General features: G+C 65.2%; 19 protein-coding genes. 13 read left to right on the forward strand and 6 right to left on the reverse strand.

The genetic code is table 11. The features are described 5' to 3' along the window. Positions 1-61: 61 nt before the first annotated feature. The 11 genes from ShzoTeo12_RS12215 (at position 62) to ShzoTeo12_RS12265 (ending at position 16,988) form a co-directional block, all read left to right on the forward strand. Positions 62-2,440 carry a circularly permuted type 2 ATP-grasp protein gene (locus tag ShzoTeo12_RS12215; protein WP_318912450.1) on the forward strand — a complete coding sequence of 793 codons (2,379 nt, stop codon included), beginning with the start codon at positions 62-64 and terminating at the stop codon, positions 2,438-2,440. Between the two features lie 21 nt (positions 2,441-2,461). Beyond that, positions 2,462-3,349: a transglutaminase family protein gene (locus ShzoTeo12_RS12220; protein WP_119256654.1), complete on the forward strand. Its 888-nt coding sequence runs from the start codon at positions 2,462-2,464 to the stop codon at positions 3,347-3,349. 141 nt (positions 3,350-3,490) lie between these two features. Then, a complete protein-coding gene (locus tag ShzoTeo12_RS12225) occupies positions 3,491-4,648 on the forward strand; it encodes a TadE/TadG family type IV pilus assembly protein (RefSeq protein WP_318909871.1) in 1,158 nt (385 codons plus the stop codon). Between the two features lie 206 nt (positions 4,649-4,854). Further along, the gene (locus ShzoTeo12_RS12230; RefSeq protein ID WP_119256653.1) at positions 4,855-7,314 is read left to right on the forward strand and encodes a glycogen/starch/alpha-glucan phosphorylase; all 2,460 of its coding nucleotides are present in this window, start codon (positions 4,855-4,857) and stop codon (positions 7,312-7,314) included. Further along, on the forward strand, positions 7,314-9,527 hold the full coding sequence (gene glgB, locus ShzoTeo12_RS12235) for a 1,4-alpha-glucan branching protein GlgB (RefSeq protein WP_318909872.1): 2,214 nt from the start codon (positions 7,314-7,316) through the stop codon (positions 9,525-9,527). The genes ShzoTeo12_RS12230 and glgB overlap by 1 nt, the downstream gene beginning before the upstream one ends. 19 nt (positions 9,528-9,546) lie before the next feature. Beyond that, positions 9,547-10,809, forward strand: a complete 1,263-nt coding sequence (gene glgC, locus ShzoTeo12_RS12240) for a glucose-1-phosphate adenylyltransferase (protein WP_318909873.1) — start codon at positions 9,547-9,549, stop codon at positions 10,807-10,809. A gap of 7 nt (positions 10,810-10,816) precedes the next feature. Then, the gene (gene glgA, locus ShzoTeo12_RS12245; RefSeq protein ID WP_318909874.1) at positions 10,817-12,256 is read left to right on the forward strand and encodes a glycogen synthase GlgA; all 1,440 of its coding nucleotides are present in this window, start codon (positions 10,817-10,819) and stop codon (positions 12,254-12,256) included. A 3-nt stretch (positions 12,257-12,259) separates the two neighbouring features. Further along, entirely contained in the window at positions 12,260-13,891 is a 1,632-nt protein-coding gene (locus ShzoTeo12_RS12250; protein WP_318909875.1) for an alpha-D-glucose phosphate-specific phosphoglucomutase, read from the forward strand. 1 nt (position 13,892) lies between these two features. Beyond that, a complete protein-coding gene (glgX, locus tag ShzoTeo12_RS12255) occupies positions 13,893-15,866 on the forward strand; it encodes a glycogen debranching protein GlgX (RefSeq protein WP_318909876.1) in 1,974 nt (657 codons plus the stop codon). A gap of 112 nt (positions 15,867-15,978) precedes the next feature. Continuing rightward, a complete protein-coding gene (locus ShzoTeo12_RS12260) occupies positions 15,979-16,467 on the forward strand; it encodes a MaoC family dehydratase (RefSeq protein ID WP_318909877.1) in 489 nt (162 codons plus the stop codon). Continuing rightward, positions 16,464-16,988, forward strand: coding sequence for a GNAT family N-acetyltransferase (locus tag ShzoTeo12_RS12265; RefSeq protein WP_318909878.1), 525 nt, complete (start codon positions 16,464-16,466; stop codon positions 16,986-16,988). Before ShzoTeo12_RS12260 ends, ShzoTeo12_RS12265 begins: the two co-directional genes overlap by 4 nt. Positions 16,989-16,992: 4 nt before the next feature. Here ShzoTeo12_RS12265 and ShzoTeo12_RS12270 read toward each other — a convergent pair whose 3' ends face one another. From ShzoTeo12_RS12270 to ShzoTeo12_RS12290, 5 genes are read right to left on the reverse strand one after another with little or no spacing between them, the layout of a single operon-like run. Beyond that, complete coding sequence (locus ShzoTeo12_RS12270; RefSeq protein WP_318909879.1) at positions 16,993-17,541, reverse strand: sarcosine oxidase subunit gamma; 549 nt, start codon at positions 17,539-17,541, stop codon at positions 16,993-16,995. Beyond that, on the reverse strand, positions 17,534-20,527 hold the full coding sequence (locus tag ShzoTeo12_RS12275; RefSeq protein ID WP_318909880.1) for a sarcosine oxidase subunit alpha: 2,994 nt from the start codon (positions 20,525-20,527) through the stop codon (positions 17,534-17,536). The genes ShzoTeo12_RS12270 and ShzoTeo12_RS12275 overlap by 8 nt, the downstream gene beginning before the upstream one ends. Then, positions 20,524-20,868 (reverse strand): sarcosine oxidase subunit delta, encoded by a 345-nt coding sequence (locus tag ShzoTeo12_RS12280; protein ID WP_119256645.1) that lies wholly within the window; start codon positions 20,866-20,868, stop codon positions 20,524-20,526. The genes ShzoTeo12_RS12275 and ShzoTeo12_RS12280 overlap by 4 nt, the downstream gene beginning before the upstream one ends. A 3-nt stretch (positions 20,869-20,871) precedes the next feature. Continuing rightward, the gene (locus ShzoTeo12_RS12285; RefSeq protein ID WP_318909881.1) at positions 20,872-21,231 is read right to left on the reverse strand and encodes a hypothetical protein; all 360 of its coding nucleotides are present in this window, start codon (positions 21,229-21,231) and stop codon (positions 20,872-20,874) included. A gap of 10 nt (positions 21,232-21,241) precedes the next feature. Further along, positions 21,242-22,495 (reverse strand): sarcosine oxidase subunit beta family protein, encoded by a 1,254-nt coding sequence (locus tag ShzoTeo12_RS12290; RefSeq protein ID WP_119256643.1) that lies wholly within the window; start codon positions 22,493-22,495, stop codon positions 21,242-21,244. A 338-nt stretch (positions 22,496-22,833) separates the two neighbouring features. Here ShzoTeo12_RS12290 and rpsU point away from each other — a divergent pair, with 338 nt between their 5' ends. After that, positions 22,834-23,061, forward strand: a complete 228-nt coding sequence (gene rpsU, locus ShzoTeo12_RS12295; protein ID WP_119256642.1) for a 30S ribosomal protein S21 — start codon at positions 22,834-22,836, stop codon at positions 23,059-23,061. Between the two features lie 296 nt (positions 23,062-23,357). Continuing rightward, complete coding sequence (locus ShzoTeo12_RS12300; protein ID WP_245424822.1) at positions 23,358-24,182, forward strand: tetratricopeptide repeat protein; 825 nt, start codon at positions 23,358-23,360, stop codon at positions 24,180-24,182. 53 nt (positions 24,183-24,235) lie between these two features. Here the strand turns inward: ShzoTeo12_RS12300 and ShzoTeo12_RS12305 are convergent, their stop codons facing one another. Continuing rightward, positions 24,236-24,553: a hypothetical protein gene (locus ShzoTeo12_RS12305; protein WP_318909882.1), complete on the reverse strand. Its 318-nt coding sequence runs from the start codon at positions 24,551-24,553 to the stop codon at positions 24,236-24,238. Between the last annotated feature and the right edge of the window lie 51 nt (positions 24,554-24,604).

Here is a 24,604-nt window from a genome sequence, read left to right on the forward strand (position 1 = left end):
GGAAATACGAAAGCTTCCTAGGAGATATTGATTGAAGACCACGACTGCGGAAGCGGAACGCATCGAGGCCGAGGCGGCGGAAGCATCCGCGCGCGCCTATGCGCCCCTTCCCGGCGTCGCCGACGAAATGGTCGACACCGACGGCGTCGTGCGCCCCGTCTGGCGTGCCCTTCTCAACGCGCTCGAGCGCATGGACGAAACCGAACTGGCCGGCCGCTTCGCCCGCGCCGACCGGTATCTGCGCGATGCCGGCGTCTTCTACCGCGCCTATGGCAAGGAGGCCGTCACTGACCGCGCCTGGCCGCTCTCCCACGTTCCCGTCATCATCGACGAGGCCGAATGGGAAAACCTATCGCGCGGCCTCGTCCAGCGCGCAGAACTGCTGGAAGCCGTCATCGCCGATATCTACGGCAGGAACGAACTCGTCGCCAACGGCCTGCTCCCCCCTGCCCTCGTCGCCTCCAACGACGAATTCCTGCGCCCGCTCGTCGGCGTGCAGCCGGCCGGCCGGCATTTCCTGCACTTCGTCTCCTTCGAGATCGGCCGTGGGCCGGACGGCAACTGGTGGGTCCTTTCCGATCGCACCCAGGCCCCTTCCGGCGCCGGCTTCGCATTGGAAAACCGCGTGGCGACGACCCGCGCCTTCTCCGACGTCTATGCCGAAACCCACGCCCATCGCCTCGCCGGCTTCTTCGGCGCCTTCCGCAATGCGCTGCAGGCGGGCAAGGCAGCGGACGACCGCATCGCCGTCCTGACACCCGGCCTTGCCAACGAAACCTATTTCGAACACGCCTATATCGCCCGCTATCTCGGCTTCATGCTGCTGGAGGGCGAGGACCTGACCGTCGTCGACGGCAAGGTCATGGTGCGCACGGTCGCGGGCCTCAAGCCCATCGGCGTGCTCTGGCGCCGTCTCGATGCCGCCTTTGCCGATCCGCTCGAGCTGAACCAGAACTCCCATATCGGCACGCCCGGCATGGTCGAGGCGCTGCGCTCCGGCTCCGTCACCTTCGTCAACGCGCTCGGCGCGGGCATCGTCGAAACCCGTGCCTTCCTCGCCTTCCTGCCGAATATCTGCCGGCACCTGCTCGGCGAGGAGCAGCGCCTCCCCTCCATCGCAACGTGGTGGTGCGGCCAGAAGGACGAGCGCGAGCACGTCGCGGCCAATATCGAGCGCATGGTCATCGGCCCGGCCTATTCCACGCGCCCCTTCTTCGACGACAACGCCCAGTCCGTGCTCGGCTCCAGCCTGCGCGACACGGCCAAGCAATCCATCGCCGAATGGCTGGCGACGGACGGTGCCAAGCTCGTCGGCCAGGAAGCCGTCACCCTCTCCACCACACCCGCCTTCGTCGATGGCAAGCTGGTGCCGCGGCCCATGTCGCTGCGCGTTTTCGCCGCCCGCACCCGTGACGGCTGGCAGATCATGCCCGGCGGCTTCGCCCGCATCGGTTCGGGCGACAATGTCGCGGCCATCGCCATGCAGGAAGGCGGCTCGGCCGCCGATGTCTGGATCGTCAGCCGCAAGCCCGTCGAGCGCACCTCGCTCCTGCCGGCCGAGGAAGAATTCACCCGCAACATGCCCGGCAGCCTGCCGAGCCGCGCGGCGGACAACCTCTTCTGGCTCGGCCGCTATATCGAGCGGGCGGAGGGCGCGCTGCGCATCCTGCGCGCCTGGCATGGCCGCTACGCCGAATATGCCGATCCGGAACAGCCTCTCCTGAAGGATGTCAGCGAATATCTCGACGCGCTCGACATCGACACATCCGAAGCGGTACCGACGAGCCTCATCCGCAACATCGACAGCGCCGTCTTCTCCGCCAGCAACATCCGCGACCGCTTCTCGCCGGACGGCTGGCTCGCGCTCAATGACCTGTCGAAGACCGCCCGCCGCTTCCATGTCAGCATCCAGCCTGGCGACGATGCGACCCGCGCCATGACGGTACTGCTGCGCAAGCTCGCGGGCTTCGCCGGCCTCGTGCACGAGAACATGTATCGCTTCACCGGCTGGCGGTTCCTGTCCATCGGCCGTTACCTCGAACGCGGCCTGCACATGACGCGCCTGCTCGGGCACATGTCCGGCGAGGATGCACCGGACGGCGCGCTCGACATGCTGCTGGAGATCGGCGACAGCGTCATGACCCATCGCCGCCGCTACAACGTGGCGACCGCGCGCCTGACCGTGACTGACCTGCTGGCGCTCGACGCGCTCAATCCGCGCTCGATCCTCTACCAATTGAACGAGATCAAGAACGAGATCGAGCAATTGCCGAACGCCTATTCGAACGGCCAGATGTCGCCCTTCTACCGCGAGGCCATGCGCCTTCACGCGGGGCTGGCGGTGATGACGCCGGAGACGATGACGGACGCTGTCTACAAGCGCCTCGAGACGGAGATGGAAAAGCTCTCCGACATTCTCGCGCAAACCTATCTGAGCTGAGCGAGGAGGAGGCGCCGAACCATGCTCTACGACGTCAACCTCCATATCAGCTATCTCTATGACACGCCGGTTTCCGGCGGCCGGCATATCGTTCGCGTTCTGCCGCTCTCCATCGAAGGCCGACAGCGCCTCGTCGCCGGCACGGTCGGCGTCACGCCCGGCCCGGGCGAGCGGGTCGACCATCACGACTTCTTCGAAAACCCGATGAGCGCGATCCTCTTCCGCAGCCAGCATGAGCGGCTCGACATCCGCATGCAGGCGCGCGTGCAGGTCGATGCGCCGGAAGCCACCGCCGACCTCTCGCCCCGCGTCACCGAGCTGCCGGAGGACATCGCCGGCTACTGGTCGCTCGACGCCGGCTCGCCGCACCACTATACCGGGCCGAGCCCGCGGCTGAAGGACTGCCCGGAGATCGCCGACTATGCCCGCGCCATCGCCAAGCCCGGCATGACGGTCCGCGCCATCGCGACGGCACTCTGTGCCCGCATCCACAAGGACTTCACCTACGACCCGAAGGCGACGAGCGTCGACACGACCCCGCGCGAGGCCTTCAAGCTGAAACGCGGTGTCTGCCAGGATTTCTCCCATGTGATGATCGTGGCGCTGCGCAGCCTCGGCATTCCCGCCGGCTATGTCAGCGGGTTCCTGCGCACCATTCCCCCGCCGGGCAAGGAGCGGCTGGAGGGCGCGGATGCCATGCATGCCTGGGTGCGCTACTGGGGCGGACGGGTGAACGGCTGGATGGAACTCGACCCGACAAACGACATCCCCGCCGGCACCGACCATATCGTCGTCGCCTATGGCCGCGACTATGCCGACGTCGCCCCCGTCATCGGCGTCCTGAAGGGTTACGGCCAGCACCAGACGAACCAGGCCGTCGACGTCATCCCGGTACGGCCGGCATCGTGAATTCCCGTTTGGAAACAGCGACAGGCGGCGGGATTTCGGGACCCGCGCAATTTTACGAAAACTATACCACGCGCTCGAACCGTTGAATAACACTTCGCTGGTAGCTTCACCCCACATTATGACGATGTTGAGTGAAGTCTCATGAAGAAGATGACGGAAAAACGCAGCCTGCTGGCCCGCTTGCGGGATGACCGCCGCGGCAATTTCGCGATGATGACGGCCTTCGCCCTCCCGGTCATCCTGGGTGCCGGCGGCTTCGCGATGGACCTCACCAACATGGTGCTGACCAAGGCCGAGCTGCAGGATGCGGTCGACTCCGCCTCGCTGGCCGCCGCCTCGGCGCTTTCCAACGATAAGAAGACTGTCGCGGAAGCCAAGGAAATCGCGCTGAAATTTTTCAAGACGCAGCTGAGCGGCACCCTGCCCGGCAAGAGCGACCTGACCTCGGCCACGACCATCGACATCACGGAAACGACCGAAGCCTCCGGCGGCAAGACCTTCAAGATCAATGTCGCGACAGGTTACGAGCTGCAGCTCAACCCACTGACGCGTCTTTTCGGCCAGACCTCGAAGCAGATCGCCGCGAGCGGATCGGCGGAGAGCGGCACGGAATCGAAGAATGCCCTGTCGATGTATTTCGTGCTCGACCGCTCCGGCTCGATGGGCGAACAGACGAACAGCACGACGACCTATGCTTGCCCTACGAGGAAGGATCCGAACAAGACCTGCACGACCAAGCTGACACGCATAGCCTCGCTGCAGCTCGCCACGCAGGATCTTCTCAAGCAACTCGATACTGCCGACCCCAAGGCGATTTTCGTGCGCACCGGCGCCGTATCGTACAACAGCTCAGCCCAGTCGCCCACGGATCTCGCCTGGGGAACGGCAGGTGTCCTCAAGTACGTCAACGCGCTGACCGCCAGCGGCAACACCAACTCGGCCCCCGCCTTCACCACCGCCTACAACAGCCTGACAAGCGGCACGGAAGAGACCGAGCACAGGAACAAGGCCGGCAACGGTCAGGTGCCGTCGAAATACATTATCTTCATGACCGACGGCGACAATAACATCGCATCCGCCGACACAGACACGAAGACAGAGTGCGACAAGGCGAAGGCAAACAATATCGAAGTCTACACGATCGCCTTCATGGCGCCGAGCCGTGGCCAGGCCCTGCTGCAATATTGCGCCACCACAACGAACCACTACTTCGCCGCCGAGAGCACCGCCGACCTTCTGGCGGCGTTCAAGACCATCGGTCAGCAGGCTTCGCAGGTGATCGCCCGCGTCACGAAATAACCGGCGCTTTCCTTTGATGAACGAAGCCCGCCGTGCGCCGCTCGGCGGGCTTTTTCATCTCCCGGAGCTGTTTCAGCCCTGTCGAAAATGCATGCGCCCTTTCTTGAAAAGGCATATTGCAAGCGCTTCGGATAGATGCATAAATTGATTTAAACGCGATTTTCGACTGATCGAACGCTGAGAATGCAAAGGGGCAAGGTTCGCCGATGATGAACAGGGTAACCAACAACGACCTTGCCCCCGCCCCTCGATCATCGGACCGTGAACAGCTCGCCACAGAACTTCTCGAACGCCTCAAATACCGCATCGGCAAGGACCCGAAAGTCGCCAAGCCGCATGACTGGCTGACCGCTGCGATCCTCGTGGCGCGCGACCGCGTCACCGACAAGTGGATGGACTCCACGCGCCGCACCTATTCCACCGGATCGAAGCGCGTCTACTATCTCTCGCTGGAGTTTCTCATCGGCCGCCTGATGCGCGACGCCATGACGAATATCGGCATTTTGGACGAAATGCGCCATGCACTCGCCTCGCTCGGCGTCGATCTCGACGTCATCGCCGAGCTGGAGCCCGATGCCGCGCTCGGCAATGGCGGCCTCGGACGCCTCGCCGCCTGCTTCATGGAGAGCATGGCGACGGTCGACGTGCCCGCCTATGGCTACGGCATCCGCTACGTGCACGGCCTCTTCCGCCAGCAGATGGCGGACGGCTGGCAGGTGGAACTACCCGAGACATGGCTCGCCCACGGCAACCCCTGGGAATTCGAGCGGCGCGAAAGCTCCTACGAGATCGGCTTCGGCGGTGCCGTGGAGACGATCAATATCGGCGAGGACAAGCAGCGCTTCGTCTGGAAGCCGGCCGAGCGCGTCATCGCGACGGCCTATGACACGCCGGCCGTCGGCTGGCACGCCAAGCGCGTCAACACGCTGCGCCTGTGGTCGGCCAATCCCATCGACCCGATCCTGCTCGACGCCTTCAATGCCGGCGACCATATCGGTGCCCTTCGCGAGAGCAACAAGGCCGAAAGCCTGACGCGCGTGCTCTATCCGGCCGATGCCACGCCCGCCGGCCAGGAACTGCGCCTGCGCCAGGAATTCTTCTTCTGTTCGGCCTCGCTGCAGGACATCCTGCGCCGCCACCTCCAGCAATATCCGGATTTCAGCTCCCTGCCGGACGCCGTCGCCATCCAGCTCAACGACACGCACCCCGCCGTTTCCGTCGCCGAGCTGGTGCGCCTGCTCACCGATGTGCACGGCCTCGATTTCGATATCGCCTGGGATCTGGCCCGCCGCACTTTCTCCTACACCAATCACACGCTCCTGCCGGAAGCGCTGGAAAGCTGGCCGGTGCCGCTCTTCGAGCGCCTTCTGCCGCGCCACATGCAGATCGTCTATGCGATCAACGCCAAGATTCTCGTCGAGGCCCGTAAGGAAAAGGGTTTCGAGGACCAGCGCATCCGCAACATCTCGCTGATCGAGGAATCCGGCGAGCGCCGCGTGCGCATGGGCAATCTCGCCTTCGTCGGCTCGCACTCGATCAACGGCGTGTCGGCGCTGCATACCGAGCTGATGAAGGAAACGGTCTTCGCCGACCTGCACAAGCTCTATCCCGACCGCATCAACAACAAGACGAACGGCATCACGCCGCGCCGCTGGCTGATGCAGTGCAATCCGGGCCTGTTCGAGCTGATCCGCGAATCCATCGGCGACGCCTTCATGGACGATGCCGAGGCACTGACGGCGCTCGACGCCTTCGCCGACAACCGGGATTTCCAGGGGCGCTTTGCAGCGATCAAGCGGGAGAACAAGAACCGCCTCGCGAACCTCGTCGGCAGCCGCATGGGCGTGCGCATCGACCCCGCCGCGATGTTCGACATCCAGATCAAGCGCATCCACGAATACAAGCGCCAGCTCCTCAACATCATCGAGGCCGTCGCGCTCTACGACCAGATCCGCTCGCATCCGGAGCTCGACTGGGTGCCGCGTGTAAAACTCTTCGCGGGCAAGGCGGCGCCGAGCTATCACAATGCCAAGCTGATCATCAAGCTCGCCAACGACGTGGCGAAGGTGATCAACAACGACCCGGCCGTGCGCGGCCTGCTCAAGGTCGTCTTCGTGCCGAACTACAATGTCTCGCTCGCCGAGATCATGGTGCCCGCCGCCGATCTTTCCGAGCAGATCTCGACGGCCGGCATGGAAGCCTCAGGCACCGGCAACATGAAGTTCGCCCTCAACGGCGCGCTGACCATCGGTACGCTCGACGGCGCCAATGTCGAGATGCGCGACCATGTCGGCGCGGAGAACATCGTCATCTTCGGCATGACCGCCGAAGAAGTGGCGAAAGTGCGCGCCGAGGGGCACAATCCCCGCGCCATCATCGAGCAGTCGCGGGAGCTTTCCCAGGCGCTCGCCGCCATCTCCTCCGGCGTCTTCTCGCCCGACGACCGCAACCGCTTCACCGGCCTCGTCGACGGCATCTACAATCACGACTGGTTCATGGTGGCGGCCGATTTCGACGCCTATGCGAAAGCCCAGCGCGAGGTCGACGCCATCTGGACCGACAAGCCCTCCTGGTATGCGAAAACGATAAGGAACACCGCCCGCATGGGCTGGTTCTCCTCCGACCGCACTATCCGCCAATACGCAACGGAAATCTGGAGAGCCTGATGACCGCACCGCCAAAAAAAGGCACGACGGAACAACCGTCAGAGCTTCTGGCGAAGGCGGACATCGACGCGATCTTGGAGGGAAGGCACTGGGACCCGTTCGCAGTGCTGGGCCTTCACGCGTCCGGCAACACGTTCATCGCCCGCTGCTTCCTGCCCGGGGCGAGCGAGGTGGTGGTCGAGACCTTGTCCGGCAAGGAGATCGGCACGCTGACGCGCGTCGCCGAGGCCGGCATCTTCGCCGGCGAGGTCGCGGCGAAAAAGCTCCAGCCGGTCCGCTACCGCGCCCGCAATGCCGGCGGGGAATGGACCGTCGTCGATCCCTACAGCTTCGGCCCCGTGCTCGGCCCGATGGACGACTACTATATCCGCGAAGGCTCGCATCTTCGCCTCTTCGACAAGATGGGCGCCCATCCGATGACGCTGGAAGGCGTCGAGGGCTTCCACTTCGCCGTCTGGGCGCCGAATGCCCGGCGCGTCTCCGTCGTCGGCAATTTCAACGAATGGGACGGGCGGCGGAACCCGATGCGCCTTCGCCGCGACACCGGTATCTGGGAAGTCTTCCTGCCCGGCATCGCCGAAGGCCACGCCTACAAGTTCGAGATCGTCGGCATGAACGGCGAGGTCCTGCCGCTCAAGGCCGACCCCTTCGCCCGCCGCTCGGAACTGCGCCCCAACAATGCCTCGATGACGACCGGCCCGATCGACCAGGCCTGGGAGGACGAGGCGCACCTTGCCCATTGGGCCTCCGCGGATGCCCGCCGCCAGCCGATCTCGATCTACGAGGTCCATGCCGGCTCCTGGCAGCGCCATGGCGACGGGGCGTTCCTGACCTGGGACGAGCTGGCCGATCATCTCATCCCCTATTGCGTCGACATGGGCTTCACCCATATCGAGTTCCTGCCGATCTCCGAATATCCCTTCGACCCATCCTGGGGCTACCAGACGACCGGCCTCTATTCGCCGACGGCCCGCTTCGGCGAGCCGGAAGGCTTCGCCCGTTTCGTCAATGGCTGCCACAAGGTCGGCATCGGCGTCATCCTCGACTGGGTGCCGGCGCATTTCCCGACGGACGCGCACGGCCTCGGCCGCTTCGACGGCACCGCGCTCTACGAACATGCCGACCCGCGCCAGGGCTTCCACCCGGACTGGAACACGGCGATCTACAATTTCGGTCGCGCCGAAGTGCTCTCCTACCTCATCAACAACGCGCTCTACTGGGCGCAGAAGTTCCATCTCGACGGCCTGCGCGTCGATGCGGTCGCCTCGATGCTCTATCTCGACTATTCGCGCAAGCACGGCGAATGGGTGCCCAACGAATACGGCGGCAACGAGAACCTGGAAGCCGTTCGCTTCCTGCAGTCCATGAACCGCCACGTCTATGCCGGCCATCCCGGCATCCTGACCATCGCGGAGGAATCCACCTCCTGGCCGAAAGTCTCGCACCCCGTGCATGAAGGCGGGCTGGGCTTCGGCTTCAAGTGGAACATGGGCTTCATGCACGATACGCTGCAATATCTCTCGCGCGAGCCGGTGCACCGCAAGTTCCACCATAACGACATGACCTTCGGCCTGCTCTATGCCTTCACGGAGAACTTCGTGCTGCCGCTCAGCCATGACGAGGTGGTGCACGGCAAGGGCTCGCTGATCGCCAAGATGACCGGCGACGACTGGCAGAAATTCGCCAATCTCAGGGCCTATTACGGCTTCATGTGGGGTTATCCCGGCAAGAAGCTGCTCTTCATGGGCCAGGAGTTCGCCCAGTGGCAGGAATGGAGCGAGGCCCGCTCGCTCGACTGGAACCTGCTCGAATATCCGCTGCACGAAGGCATGCGCCGGCTCGTGCGCGACCTCAACGGCACCTATCGCCGCAAGGCCGCGCTCCATGCCCGCGACTGCGAGGGCGAAGGCTTCGAATGGCTGATCGCCGACGACCGCGACAACTCGGTCTTCGCCTGGCTGCGCAAGGCGCCCGGCGAAAAGCCGATCGCCGTCATCACCAACTTCACCCCCGTCTACCGCGAGGGCTATGGGGTGCCGCTGCCGGTGGAGGGCCGGTGGCGGGAAATCCTCAACACCGATGCCGAGATCTATGGCGGCAGCGGCAAGGGGAACGGCGGCGCCGTCGAGGCCCGCAAGCACGCAAACGGAAGAATAGCCGCCGCCATCACCCTGCCGCCATTGGCGACGGTGATGCTCGAGCTGGACGCATGACAGAAGCTGGGAGGACACAATGGAGCAGAAGCGCAATCAACCCCTCGCCCGTGACGCGATGGCCTATGTTCTCGCGGGCGGACGCGGCAGCCGCCTGAAGGAGCTGACCGACCGGCGCGCCAAGCCCGCCGTCCATTTCGGCGGCAAGGCGCGCATCATCGACTTCGCGCTCTCCAATGCGCTGAATTCCGGCATCCGCCGCATCGGCGTCGCCACCCAGTACAAGGCCCATTCGCTGATCCGCCACATGCAGCGCGGCTGGAACTTCTTCCGTCCCGAGCGAAACGAGAGCTTCGATATCCTGCCCGCCTCCCAGCGCGTCTCCGAGACCCAGTGGTACGAAGGCACCGCCGACGCGGTCTATCAGAACATCGATATCATCGAGGATTACGGCGTCGAATACATGGTCATCCTCGCCGGCGACCATATCTACAAGATGGACTACGAGCTGATGCTCCAGCAGCACGTGGATTCCGGCGCGCAGGTCACCATCGGCTGCCTCGAAGTGCCGCGCATGGAAGCGACCGGCTTCGGCGTCATGCATGTCGACGAGAAGGATGAGATCATCGCCTTCGTGGAAAAGCCGGCCGATCCGCCAGGCATTCCCGGCAATCCGGAAATGGCGCTCGCCTCCATGGGCATCTACGTCTTCCACACGAAGTTCCTGATGGACCTCTTGCGCCGCGACGCCGCCGACCCGACCTCCAGCCGCGACTTCGGCAAGGACATCATCCCCTATATCGTCGAGCACGGCAAAGCCGTCGCCCACCGCTTCACCGCCTCCTGCGTGCGCTCGGACTTCGAGCGCGAGGCCTACTGGCGCGACGTCGGCACCATCGACGCCTACTGGCAGGCCAATATCGACCTGACGGACGTCACCCCCGAGCTCGACATCTATGACGGTTCCTGGCCGATCTGGACCTTCGCCGAGATCAAGCCACCGGCCAAGTTCGTGCATGACGACGAGAACCGCCGCGGCTCTGCGACCTCCTCGCTGATTTCGGGCGACTGCATCATCTCCGGCGCCTCGCTGAACCGCAGCCTGCTCTTCACCGGGGTGCGCGCCAATTCCTACTCGCGCCTCGAAGGGGCCATCATCCTGCCGAACGTCATGATCGGCCGGCACGCGCAGCTGAGGAACGTCGTCATCGACAGCCGGGTCGTCATCCCCGAAGGCCTCGTCGTCGGCGAGGACCCGGAACTCGACGCCAAGCGCTTCCGCCGCTCGGAGAACGGCATATGCCTCATCACCCAACCGATGATCGACAAGCTGGAGCTCTAGCCCGGACATGAACATCCTTTCGGTGGCATCCGAAGTATTCCCGCTGATCAAGACGGGAGGCCTTGCCGACGTCGCCGGCGCGCTGCCGATCGCACTCGCCGGGCATGGCATGCACATGCGCACGCTGATGCCCGGCTATCCCGCGGTCATGCAGCGGCTGGCGAAGACCGAGGTGGTGGCGACCTTCGAGGACCTCCTCGGCGAACCCGCCCGCATCCTCGCCGCGACGCACGAGGGCATCGACATCCTCGTGCTCGACGCGCCGGGCTTCTTCGACCGGCAGGGCGGGCCCTATACGGATGCCACTGGCAAGGATTTCGTCGACAACTGGCGGCGCTTCGCCGCCCTTTCGCTTGCGGGCGCCGAGATCGCCCGGGGCCTCATTCCCGGCTGGCAACCGGATATCGTGCATGCCCATGACTGGCAGGCGGCGATGACGGCCGTCTACATGCGCTATACCGGCCTGCAGCACATCCCCACCGTCGTCACGGTGCACAATCTCGCCTTCCAGGGCCAGTTCGGCCCGGAGATCTTCGCCGGTCTCGACCTGCCGCCGGAAGCCTTCTCGGTCGAAGGGCTCGAATATTACGGCGATGTCGGCTTCCTGAAGGGCGGGCTGCGCACCGCCTGGTCGATCACCACCGTCAGCCCCACCTATGCGCACGAGATCATGACGCCGGAATACGGCATGGGGCTCGAAGGCCTCATCAATGCGCGCGCCGGCGAGCTCGTCGGCATCGTCAACGGCATCGACACCGCCGTCTGGAACCCCGAGACTGATCCGCATATCGCCCGCTCCTTCGCCGCCGGCTCGCTGAAGAAGCGCGCGATGAACCGCAAGGCCCTCGTCGAGCGCTTCAACCTCATAGAAGACGACGGGCCGATCTTCTGCGTCGTCAGCCGCCTCACCTGGCAGAAGGGCATCGACATCATCGCCGAGGTGGCCGACTGGATCGTCGAGCGGGGCGGCAAGCTCGCCGTGCTCGGCGCGGGCGACCAGGGGCTGGAGGGCGCGCTGCTCGCCGCCGCCTCGCGCCATCGCGGCCATGTCGGCATCGTCATCGGCTACAACGAGCCGCTGTCGCATCTCATGCAGGCCGGCAGCGACGCCATCCTCATCCCGTCGCGCTTCGAGCCCTGCGGCCTCACCCAGCTCTACGGCCTGCGCTACGGCTGCATCCCCATCGTCGCGCGCACCGGCGGCCTTGCCGATACGGTGATCGACGCCAACGAGGCCGCCCTTTCCGCCCGCGTCGCCACGGGCTTCCAGTTCACGCCGATCAATGCCGAGGGCCTGCGCCAGGCATTGCGCCGGGTCTTCAAGGCATGGCACGAACCGAAAGTCTGGGCGCGCATACAGAACCAGGGCATGAAGTCGGACGTTTCGTGGGAGAATAGCGCCGCGCGCTACGCCGACCTCTATTCCAGCCTCCTTTCGCGAGTATAGAACATGACCATCAAGACCGTCCCGACCACGCCCTACAGCGACCAGAAGCCCGGCACCTCGGGCCTGCGCAAGAAGGTCCCCGTCTTCCAGCAGAAGAACTATGCGGAGAACTTCATCCAGTCGATCTTCGACAGCCTGGAAGGCTTTGCCGGCGAAACGCTGGTGATCGGCGGCGACGGCCGCTTCTACAATCGCGAAGTCATCCAGCTCGCCATCAAGATGGCTGCCGCCAACGGTTTCGGCCGCGTGCTCGTCGGACGCGGTGGCATCCTGTCGACGCCCGCTGCCTCCAACGTCATCCGCAAGAACAAGGCCTTCGGCGGCATCGTGCTGTCGGCCAGCCACAATCCGGGCGGCCCGACCGAGGACTTCGGCATCAAATACAATATCGGCAATGGCGGCCCGGCGCCGGAGAAGATCACCGACGCCATCTTCGCCCGCACCAAGTCCATCGACAGCTACAGGATCGCCGACGTCCCCGACGTCAATCTCGACCTCGAAGGCACCCACGAGATCGAGGGCATGACGGTCACGGTCATAGACCCCGTCACCGATTATGCCGAGCTGATGGAACAGCTCTTCGATTTCGACGCGATCCGTAGCCTGCTTGCCGGCGGCTTCCGCATCGTCTTCGACGCCATGAGCGCCGTCACCGGCCCCTATGCCAAGGAAATCCTCGAAAACCGCCTCGGCGCCACCAAGGGCTCGGTCCTCAACTTCATGCCGCTGCCGGACTTCGGCGGCCACCACCCGGACCCGAACCTCGTCCATGCCCGCGCGCTCTACGAGACCATGATGGCCGACGACGCGCCGGACTTCGGCGCGGCCTCGGACGGCGACGGCGACCGCAACCTCATCATCGGCAAGGGCATCTTCGTCACGCCCTCCGACAGCCTCGCCATGCTCGCCGCCAACGCCCATCTCGCCCCCGGCTATGCCAAGGGCCTCGCCGGCATCGCCCGCTCCATGCCGACCTCCGGCGCGGCCGACCGTGTCGCGGAAAAGCTCGGCATCGGCATCTACGAGACGCCGACCGGCTGGAAGTTCTTCGGCAACCTGCTCGATGCCGGCCTTGCCACGATCTGCGGCGAGGAGAGCGCCGGCACCGGCTCCAACCATGTGCGCGAGAAGGACGGCCTCTGGGCGGTCCTGCTCTGGCTCAACATCCTCGCCGTGCGCAAGGAAAGCGTCATCGACATCGTGCGCCAGCACTGGGCGACCTACGGCCGCAACTACTATTCCCGCCACGATTACGAGGAGGTCGACAGCGATGCCGCGAACGGCCTGATAGCGAACCTGCGCGACCAGCTCGCCACGCTTCCCGGCAGGAGCTTCGGCGCGCTCAGGGTCGAGACGGCGGACGATTTCGCCTATCACGACCCGGTCGACCAGTCCGTCAGCAAGAACCAGGGCATCCGCATCCTCTTCGAGGGCGGCTCGCGCGTCGTCTTCCGCCTTTCCGGCACCGGCACGTCGGGCGCGACGCTGCGCGTCTATATCGAGCGCTTCGAACCAGACGCCGCCCGCCACGACATCGACACGCAGGAAGCCCTTGCCGACCTCATCGCCGTCGCCGACGAGATCGCCGGCATCAAGAGCCGCACCGGCCGCACCGAACCGAGCGTGATCACGTAAGATGACCTTCACCGCCCCCTCCTTTGCACCGGGCGCCACGCTCTCCGGGGACGGGGTGGAATTCGCGGTCTATTCGCGCGACGCCGCCCGCGTCGATCTCTGCCTGTTCGACAACGAGGGCGAGAAGGAACTCGCTCGCCTCGCCATGGGGCGGGGCGAGAACGGCTTCCACCGCGTCTTCGTCGAGGGCGCGACGGCCGGCACCCGCTACGGCTTTCGCGCCGACGGCGTCTATTCCCCCGACCACGGCCTCTGGTTCGATCCGGCGAAGCTGCTGGTCGATCCCTATGCCAGGGAACTCGACCGCCGCTTCGTGCATGACGGGCGGCTCGCCGTCTTCGGCGCGGAGACGGCGGACATCGTGCCGAAGGCCATCGTCACCCGCGACCGCCCCGTCGCGGTGAAGCCCCCGCTCTTCCGCCCCGGTGGCTTCGTCTATGAAGTCGCCGTGCGCGCCTTCACCATGCTGCACCCGGACGTGCCGGAGACGATGCGCGGCACCGTCGGCGCGCTCGCCCATCCCGCTGTGCTCGCCCATTTGAAGCGCCTCGGCGTCGATGCCGTGGAGCTGATGCCGATCACCGCCTGGATCGACGAGCGCCACCTGCCGCCGCTCGGCCTGTCCAACAGCTGGGGCTACAACCCCATCGCCCTGATGGCGCTCGACCCGCGCCTCGTGCCGGGCGGCATGAAAGAGCTGGCCGACACGGTCGCGGCGCTGCGCGCCGAGGGGATCGGCACCATCCTCGACCTCGTCTTCAACCATTCCGGCGAGAGCGACCGCCACGGCGCGACGCTCTCCATGCGCGGGCTCGACAACCTCACCTATTACCGGCACGTGCCGGACCGGCCGGGTGAATTGATCAACGACACCGGCTGCGGCAACACGATCGCCGGCGAGCATCCCGTCGTGCGCCAGCTCGTGCTCGACAGCCTTGGCCATTTCGTCCGCCATGCGGGCGTGGACGGCTTCCGCTTCGACCTTGCCACCATCCTCGGCCGTGAGGCGGACGGCTTTTCCGCCCGTGCGGCGCTGCTCTCCGAAATCTGCGCAGACCCGCTCCTGAAGGACCGCGTGCTGATCGCCGAGCCGTGGGACATCGGCCCCGGCGGCTATCAGCTCGGCAATTTCCCGGCACCGTTCCTCGAATGGAACGACCGCTTCCGCGACGACGCCCGCCTGTTCTGGCGCGGCGACAGCCACAGGCTCGGCCCCTTCGTCACCGCCTTTGCCGGCTCGGCCGACATCTTCTCCCGCCACGGCGGCACCGAAACCCGCAGCGTCAACTTCCTCGCCGCCCATGACGGCTTCACGCTGGCCGACCTCGTCTCCCATGCGGTGAAACACAACGAGGCGAACGGCGAGGACAACCGCGACGGCCATAACGAGAACCATTCCTGGAACAACGGTGAGGAAGGCGCGACGACCGACGGCATGGTGCTCTCCGCAAGGCGAGCGGACGTGAAGGCCCTGCTCTCCAGCCTCTTCCTTTCCCGCGGCACGATCATGCTGACGGCGGGCGACGAGGGCGGGCGCAGCCAGGACGGCAACAACAACGCCTATTGCCAGGACAACGCCATCACCTGGATGCACTGGGACCGGCTGGACGACGGCCTGATCGAGCATGCCGCCATGCTCTCGGCGATCCGCAAGCGCTTCCCCGCGCTCGGCGACACGGCCTTCCTCACCGGCGAGGGCGACGTCGAATGGCTGACGCTGGCCGGCGCGCCGATGACCGTCGCGGACTGGGAAGCTCCCTTCGCCGGTACGCTCCTCGTTCTCCTCAAAACGCCCGACCGCCAGCAGAAGCGCACCGTCCGCCTCGCGATCGCCATCAACCGCACGCATGGCGAACAGGCGCTCGCCCTGCCGCCGCCGGAAGGGCGGGACTGGGTGAGCCTGCTTGCCGCCAACCAGCCGCCGACCGGCTCGCTCCCTGCGCGCATGGTGGAGATTTTTGTCGAAAACTATTGAAATTCATTGCCCTGACAAACCGCGTCTCTAAGAGCATTCCCAGCAAAAGTGCGAAGCGGCTTTGCGTTCGGACATGCTCTGGAAAAGACCCTATCGATCGATGGAAGACCGGATGCCTGCCAATATTCATTTGAAAGATGTCGCCGCCCTCGTCGGAACGGAGCTGGGCGTATCCCGCTGGTTCACCGTCGACCAGACCATGATCGACCGCTTCGCCGATGCGACGGAAGACCACCAGTTCATCCACACCGATCCCGAGCGCGCGGCGGCCGAAACGCCCTTCGGCGGCACCATCGCCCATGGTTTCCTCACCCTGTCGCTGCTTTCGGCGATGAACTTCGACTGCGTGCCGCGCATCATCGAGCAGACGATGGGCATCAACTACGGCTTCGAAAAGGTCCGCTTCATGACGCCGGTGAAGAGCGGCGCGCGCGTGCGCGGCCGCTTCGTGCTCGACGAGGCCCGCTTCCGCGGCGCGGGCATGGTGACGATCCGCTACAATGTCTCGGTCGAGATCGAGGACGAGCGCAAGCCGGCGCTGACGGCCGATTGGATCACCATCATCCAGTTCGATCCGAAGGACCGGCCGGAGGATGTGTGAAGGTCCGCCCCGCCAGACAGGAAGACACGGCGGCGCTGGCCGCCTGTGACTTCTCCTTTCTCGTCACGCGGGAAGCCATGCCGCCCTTCGAAGACGAGTGGCTCGCCCATGCCCGCCCCGTCGAGCCCTACCCCAAGAGCTACGGCTTTGATGCGGCCGAGCTTGCTTCCTGCCTGGAAGACGAGGACAAGGCGCTGTTCGTCGTTATCGGAGACGAAACGCCGGTCGGTTACATCGCGCTTTCAACGGGCTGGAACAATCTCGCCTTCATCGACGATCTCGCCGTCGATGCCGAATGGCGCGGCACGGGAGCGGCCCAGCGCCTGATGCAGCAGGCAATCCAGTGGACGCGGGAAAAGGGCCTGCCCGGCCTGCGGCTCGAAACCCAGACGAACAATGTCGCGGCCTGCCGCTTCTACCTGCGCCAGGGCTTCGTGCTCGGCGGCCACGACCGGCGCCTGTACGAAGGGCTGTCCCCCGGCACGCGGGAGACAGCCCTGTTCTTCTATCGTTTTCTCTGAAGGATCAGAGCCCGGCGTCCTCGGCGCCTTCCGCCAGCAGGCCGAAGGCATAGGGCGAGAACGAGCGCCAGCACTCGACGCGATAATCCTCCTCGCCCGAGCGGAACAGCACGATCTCGATCTTGCCGAGCACCGTGCGCGCCGCCGCGCCGACCGGGAAGACCGCATTGCCGATGTCGAGCGGGCAGCCGCTGGCGACCGCGCCGGCTGCATCCGGGCCGGAGACGAGGACCGCCGTATTGCGGTGGGAGACGTCCGTTGCGGAATGCAGCGCGGAAACGCCCGAGGCGATGCCCATGAGGTCCGCGCCGTTCTCGTCGATCAGCAACCATTCGTCCGGGCCGAGCCAGAGCGCGTGGCGACCGTTCGCCGAGGCCGAGCCCTTCGGACGCGTCGGCAGCTGCAGGCCGAAGGCCGCCGAAAGCGCGTCGAGCGCATCGGCGCCGGCACGCAGCGACAGGCGGGTTGCGGGCGCGGCGGGCGTGACGTGCGCGCCGGCGGAGCCGCCATGGCGGCCGGCAAGCGGCGCCTTGCGAAGAGCTTGATCAGCCATTGAGGCGTCCTCCTTCCTTGTCGATAAACACCATGTCGCTGACCTCGACCGCAATGGTGCGGTCCGGCATCGGCACGTAGAGCGTCTGTCCCATGCGGGCCTGACCGCCGGCAACGAGCGCCATGGCGATCGATCGGCCGCAATTCTCCGACCAGTAGGACGACGTGACATGGCCGAGCATGGTCATCGGCTTCGGCTGGTTCGGATCGGCGACGATCTGCGCGCCCTCCTCCAGCACCACGCCGGGATCCTTCGTCAGAAGGCCGACGAGCTGCTTGCGGCCCTCCTTGACGAGATCCGGCCGCTTGAGGCCACGGATACCCACGAAGTCCGCCTTCTTCTTGGAGACGGCCCAGCTGAGGCTGGCATCGTGCGGCGTGACCGTGCCGTCCGTGTCCTGCCCGACGATGATATAGCCCTTCTCGGCGCGCAGGACATGCATCGTCTCCGTGCCGTAGGCGCAGGCGCCGAGCGGTTCGGCCCGTGCCCAGATGGCTTCCCATACGGCCTGGCCATAATCGGCGGGAACGTTGACTTCATAGCCCGCCTCGCCCGTGAAGGACATGCGGAACAGCCGGGTCGGCACGCCGCAGATCTTGCCTTCGCGCACGCTCATATGCGGGAAGGCCTCGTTGGAGATGTCGATACCCTCGACCAGCGGCTCGAGGATTTCGCGCGCCTTCGGACCCTGCACGGCAATGACGGCCCACTGTTCGGTGGTCGAGGTCAGCCAGACCTTGAGATGCGGGAATTCCGTCTGGAGATAGTCTTCCATGTGATGCATGACGCGCGGCGCGCCGCCCGTCGTGGTCGTGACATGGAAGCGATCCTCCGCCAGACGCCCGACGACGCCGTCGTCATAGACGAAGCCGTCCTCGCGCAGCATGATGCCGTAGCGGCAACGGCCGGGCTTCAGCGTATCCCAGGCGTTGGTGTACATGAGGTTCATGAAGGTCCCGGCATCCGGGCCGACGACCTCGATCTTGCCGAGCGTCGAGGCATCGAACAGGCCGGCGGCATTACGCACCGTGCGGCACTCGCGGTTGACCGCGTCGTGCATGGTCTCGCCGGAGCGCGGATAGTACCAGGCGCGCTTCCAGTTGCCGACATCCTCGAAGACCGCGCCATGCGCTTCCTCCCAGGCATGGATCGGCGTCTTGCGCGCCGGGTCGAACAGCTCGCCGCGCGAATGGCTGATCAGCGCGCCGAAGGTGACGGGCGTATAGGGCGCGCGGAAGGTCGTGAGACCGATCTTCGGGATCTCGCGGTTCAGCACTTCGGAGGCGATGGCGAGGCCATGGATGTTGGAAAGCTTGCCCTGGTCCGTCGCCATGCCGTTGGTGGTGAAGCGCTTGATATGCTCGATGGAGTGCATGCCCTCGCGCACGGCAAGGCGGATATCCTTGGCGCAGACGTCGTTCTGGAAGTCGACGAAGGCCTTGACCGTCGTGTCGACGCCGGCGCCTTCGCCGGCACCGGCCATGCCGCCGGTCCATTCGAAGGCGTTCTCGCCGGAAAGCTCGACCTTGCCGCCGCCCTCGTTGCCGGTGGCGCGGGCCATCAGCTCGCCGGCCGCCAGCGATTCTTCGATCGTCGCCTGCAGGCCGTCCGTGCCGTTGCACGAGCCGACCGAAAGGCAATCCTGAGCATAGGTGCCCGGCAGGAAGCGGCTGGTAGCCGCGTCATAGGCGACCTTGCCGCGCGACTGCGAGAAGAGATGGACGGAAGGCGTCCAGCCCGCCGACATCAGCAGCGCATCGACCGGGATCGACCGCGCCGAGCCGCCGCCGTTGCGGGCGACCGACATGGAGGAGACGCGCAGCTTGCCCTTGGTGTCGACCACCGAGTGACCGGCCAGCACCTCGATGCCGAGCTTGCGGGCTTCAGCCAGAACCGCTTCGCCGGGCTTCTCGCGGTTGTCCACGATGGCGGCGACGGTGACGCCAGCGCGCTTCAGGTCGAAGGCGGCCTCATAGGCAGAATCGTTCGCCGTGTAGACGCCGACCTTGCGGCCGACGGCCACGCCGAAATGGTTGAGATAGGTGCGCGCCGCCGAAGCGAGCATGATGCCCGGCCGGTCGTTGTTGGCGAACACCATATGGCGCTCGATGGAGCCGGTGGCGATGATGACGCGCTTGGCGCGCACCTGCCACAGCCGCTCGCGCGGCAGCTTCCGGTCGGGGCGCGCGAGATGATCCGTCACGCGCTCCACAAGGCCGACGAAATTGTGGTTGTAGTAGCCGAAGGCCGTCGTGCGGGTGAGAACGGTGACGTTCTCCATCGCCTTGAGCTTCGCGGCCGCCGTCTGCGCCCACTCATAGCCGTTCTGGCCGTCGATCTTCACCGACAGGTCGTAGTGCAGCGCACCGCCGACTTCCGGCTGCTCGTCGACGATGATGACGCGCGCGCCCGCTTCAGCGGCGGCAAGCGCGGCCGAAAGGCCGGCGACACCAGCACCGGCGACCAGCACGTCGCAATAGGCATAGCGGTTGGCGTAGTGATCCGGGTCCTCTTCTGTCGGGGCGACGCCGAGGCCGGCGGCCTTGCGGATGAAGGGCTCGTAGAGCTTTTCCCAGGCCGCCTTCGGCCACATGAAGGTCTTGTAGTAGAAGCCGGCCGCGAAGAACGGCGACATCAGGTTGTTGACGCCGCCGATATCGAAGGCGAGCGAGGGCCAGCGGTTCTGCGACGACACCTTCATGCCGTCGAAGACCTCCTGCACCGGCGCGCGCACGTTCGGCTGGCGTCGGGCGGCGTCGCGCGACACGTCGATCAGCGCGTTCGGCTCTTCGGGACCGGCCGAAAGGATGCCGCGCGGGCGATGGTACTTGAACGAGCGGCCGACGAGGTGAACGCCGTTGGCGAGCAGCGCGGAGGCGACGGTATCGCCCTCGAGCGCGTCGAACGTCTTTCCGTCGAAGGTGAAACGCGCCGTCTTGGCGGGCGTCAGGCGGCCCTGACCGGCAATGCGATTAGCACCGCTCATTTCGCGGTTCCTTCCGTGGCTTCATAGGTTTCGACGGTTTTCTCGGTGGCGGGCGAAACGCCCGGAATGACGGGCTTCGGCTCGCCGGCCTTGTAGCTCATGTAGAACTTGTCGCTGACGGTATCGCGCGCCGCATTGAAGAAGCGGCCGCAGCCATGGATATGGCGCCAACGCTCGAAGATCAGGCCCTTCGGATTGTCGCGCAGGAAGAAGTAATCCTCGAACGCCTCGTCGGAGATGTCGGCGATATCGGTCGGCCGGGCGATATGCGCATCGCCGCCGTGGCGGAATTCGAGCTCGGAGCGCTCTTCCTCGCAATAGGGGCAGTAGATCAGCAACATGGTTCAACTCTTCTCGTCAGGCTCGATGTAGAGGCCAAAGGCTTTTATATTTCGGTGCATCACGCGCTCGCGCTTTCGGCGCCAGCCTTGTGACAAGTAACCACCAGCTTCCTTCTCCGGCTCAGCGGCATAGTCGTCTCGATATCCGGCCGTGTCGTGCATCGGATGTTTCAGGATGAGCGTTCCAACCCAAGGCATGACTCCTCCGAAAACAAGCGAGAGGAATGCCACAAACGGGAAAACTCCAACCAAAACCTCCGCTATCTCAGAGCCGGTGTGCTGGTGCAGTTGCCCAGCAGCCAGGGCGAGAAGGACCGCACCAGCGCCTCCGAGAAAAAAAAGCTTGTTGGCCTTTCTGGTCATTGGATTCCGCTCAGTGCGCCACGGCCGCGGCCGCTGCCTCGTCGATGAGGCGGCCGGTACGGAAGCGGTCGAGCGTCAGGCCGGCCGCCAGCTTGTGCGGCTCGCCCTTGGCGATGAGATGGGCGAAGAGATGGGCCGAACCCGGTGTCGCCTTGAAGCCGCCGGTGCCCCAGCCGCAATTGACGAAGAGGTTCGGAACCGGCGTCACGCCCTGGATCGCCGAGCGGTCCGGCGTGTTGTCGGTGATGCCGCCCCACTGGCGCATCATCTTGACGCGCCGGAACATCGGGAAGAGCTCGCAGATGGCATCCAGCGTATGCGTGATGATCTGGAGGCCGCCGGTCTGGGAGTAGGAATTGTACTGGTCCGTGCCCGCGCCGATGACGAGCTCGCCCTTGTCCGACTGCGAGATATAGGCATGCACCGAGTTGGACATGACCACGCAGGGGAAGATCGGCTTCATCGGCTCGGAAACCAGCGCCTGCAGCGGCACGGAATGCAGCGGCAGCTTCACGTCGGCCATCGACAGGATGACCGAGTTGTGGCCGGAGGCCGAGACCGCGATCTTCTTGGCGCCGATGAAGCCCTTGGAGGTCTCCACGCCCGTCACCGCGCCGTCGGGCCCGCGGCGGATGCCCTTGACCTCGCAGTTCTGGATGACGTGCACGCCGCGGTCGGAAGCGGCGCGGGCATAGCCCCAGGCGACGGCGTCGTGGCGGGCCGTGCCGCCACGGCGCTGGAGAGCCGCGCCGTTGATCGGGTAGCGGGCCGTGGCGGAGATGTCGAGAACCGGCACGAAGTCCTTCGCCTGCTGCGGCGTCAGCCATTCGTTGTCGATGCCGTAGAGACGGTTGGCGTGGACGTGCCGCTGGAAGGACTGCTTGTCGTGGACATTGTGCGACAGCATCATGACGCCGCGCGGCGAGTACATGACATTGTAATTGAGATCCTGGCTGAGCCCTTCCCAGAGCTTCAGCGAGTGCTCGTAGATGTCCATGCTCTCGTCATAGAGATAGTTCGAGCGGATGATGGTCGTGTTGCGGCCGGTATTGCCGCCGCCGAGCCAGCCCTTCTCGATCACGGCGACATTGGTGATGCCGTGCTCCTTGGCGAGATAGTAGGCAGCGCCGAGGCCGTGGCCGCCGCCGCCGACGATGATCACGTCGTATTCCTTGCGCGGCTCGGGCGAGGTCCACTGTGCCTCCCATCCCTTATGGCCGCGCATCGCCTCGCGGGCGACGGCGAAAACCGAATATTTGCGCATCCCGTGTCCTCGATATCTCGCCGGCGGGGCCGGCTGTTTCCTGTCCCGATAGAAAGCAAATCCTGACGGCGGACGCCGTATCCTTTGCGACGCATTCGGGCGTAGCTTGTACCACATGCGACATGACCGCGGCGGCGGCCATGAGAGGTTTTTCCCGGCCTTTCGCGCAAAATCCCTAACAACGCGATGCGGGAGACTGGACTTCTGCCGAGCGTTCTGGTATCCGACGCCCCAATCGTCAGCCTTCTGGGCTGCGCGAACGTCACTCATTTGCCTGACGACCCCTCCCTGAACAGGGAATCGCCGGGTTAACAACGAACCAAAGGAACGGGATTCTCGTGCAGGTACTTGTCCGCGACAACAACGTCGATCAGGCTCTCCGCGCTCTCAAGAAGAAGATGCAGCGCGAAGGCATTTTCCGTGAAATGAAGATGCGCGACTATTACGAAAAGCCGTCGCAGAAGCGTGCGCGTGAAAAGGCTGAAGCTGTTCGTCGCGTTCGCAAGCTGGCTCGCAAGCGCGCCCAGCGCGAAGGCCTCATCGGCGGCCGTCCTGGCGCCCGCTGATCGGTCGTCTTTTCGACGTTTTCGGATGCAAGACCGGGCGGGGGCGAAGGGTTTCGCCGCCGCCTTTTTTGACGTGAGCGGAAGATATTCACCATTGTGAAACCCTTCCCGTGCAATTCCCGGCATGCCCGCTGCGCACACTTGCCGGAATTGCGTTTCAGGCCGTAGCGTATTCTTCGCGCATGAGGCGCGATGAAGCCGACTTTGAGGATTCGCACTTGGACATGGCTGCATCTACCGGGCTTTCGACCGATCGTCTCTCTTCCTCCTCGTCCGTTCGCATTCGCCGCCCGCTGATGGCCGCCATCGGCGCCGCCTCGCTCGCCCTCGTGCTTGCAGGCTGCCAGTCGACCGCCACCTCGACGGACGTGCTGAAAGTCGAGCGCGCGCAGGGCTCGCAGGAGAACATCTCGTCGCTCTCGGCCGTGATCGCCGCCAACCCGCAGGATCCGGAAGGCTATAACGTGCGCGGCTCGGCCTATGGCCGCGCCGGCCAGTACAGCCGCGCGCTCGACGACTTCAACCGCGCCATCGAGCTGAACCCGCGCTACTACCAGGCCTTCGCCAACCGCGCGCTCGTCCAGCGCAGCATGGGCCGGCAGGCGGAAGCGGCCGCCGACTACAACACGGCGCTCCAGCTCAACGCGAACTACGACGTCGCCTATATCGGCCGCGGCAATCTCTATCGCCAGGCCGGCCGGCTCGACGACGCCTTCCGCGACTTCAACCGCGCCATCCAGCTCGATACGACCGATCCGCGCGCCTATCACAATCGCGGCCTGATCTATCAGGCCCGCCGCCAGCACGACAAAGCCATCGAGGACTTCTCCAAGGCCATCTCGCTCTCGCCGAACTCGGCCGAGCCCTATAACGGCCGCGGCATTTCCTACGCGGCGCTCGGCGACGACGACAACGCGTTCTCGGACTTCAACACGGCGATCAACCTCGACGGCAAGCTGGCCGAATCCTGGGCCAACCAGGCGCTCATCTACGAGCGCCGCGGCGACATGGCCAAGGCCTCGCGCTCCTATTCGCAGGCGCTGCGCCTCGACCCGAACTACAAGCCGGCCAAGGACGGCCTCGCCCGCACCCGCGGCGCGGCCAATACCAAGCCCGCCTGACCGGCACGCGCGTCACCGCCTGACCGTCTCACCGCATTGACAGCACGCGGGCGCTACCGCGCCTGCGCCCCCACCTCGAAGGGCTCCGGCCGCAGGTCGGGGCAGAGCACCGTCACCTTCCGCGTTTCGCCGCGCGGAAGATGGGCGACCATGCCGCACATCCTCACGCCGCCCTGCTCTATCCACACGCTCACGATCCCGCCGCGGCCTTCGGCCTTCAGCACCGCGTCCACATGATAGCCGTCCACGAAGGCAGCCTCGACGACCTGCACGACATTCGACTCGCCCGCAGAACGCAGGACGAGGGACACGACCGGTAGGGCGGCGAGGACGAGGAGCAGAAGCTCCACTTTCAGTTCGGCGATTTTCATTGGGGCAACGATAAGGAACGTTTTTGTTGATTGTTCCTTTTCGCTGGCGCA

This window comes from Shinella zoogloeoides (genome assembly GCF_033705735.1).
Taxonomy (GTDB): Bacteria; Pseudomonadota; Alphaproteobacteria; order Rhizobiales; family Rhizobiaceae; genus Shinella; species Shinella zoogloeoides_A.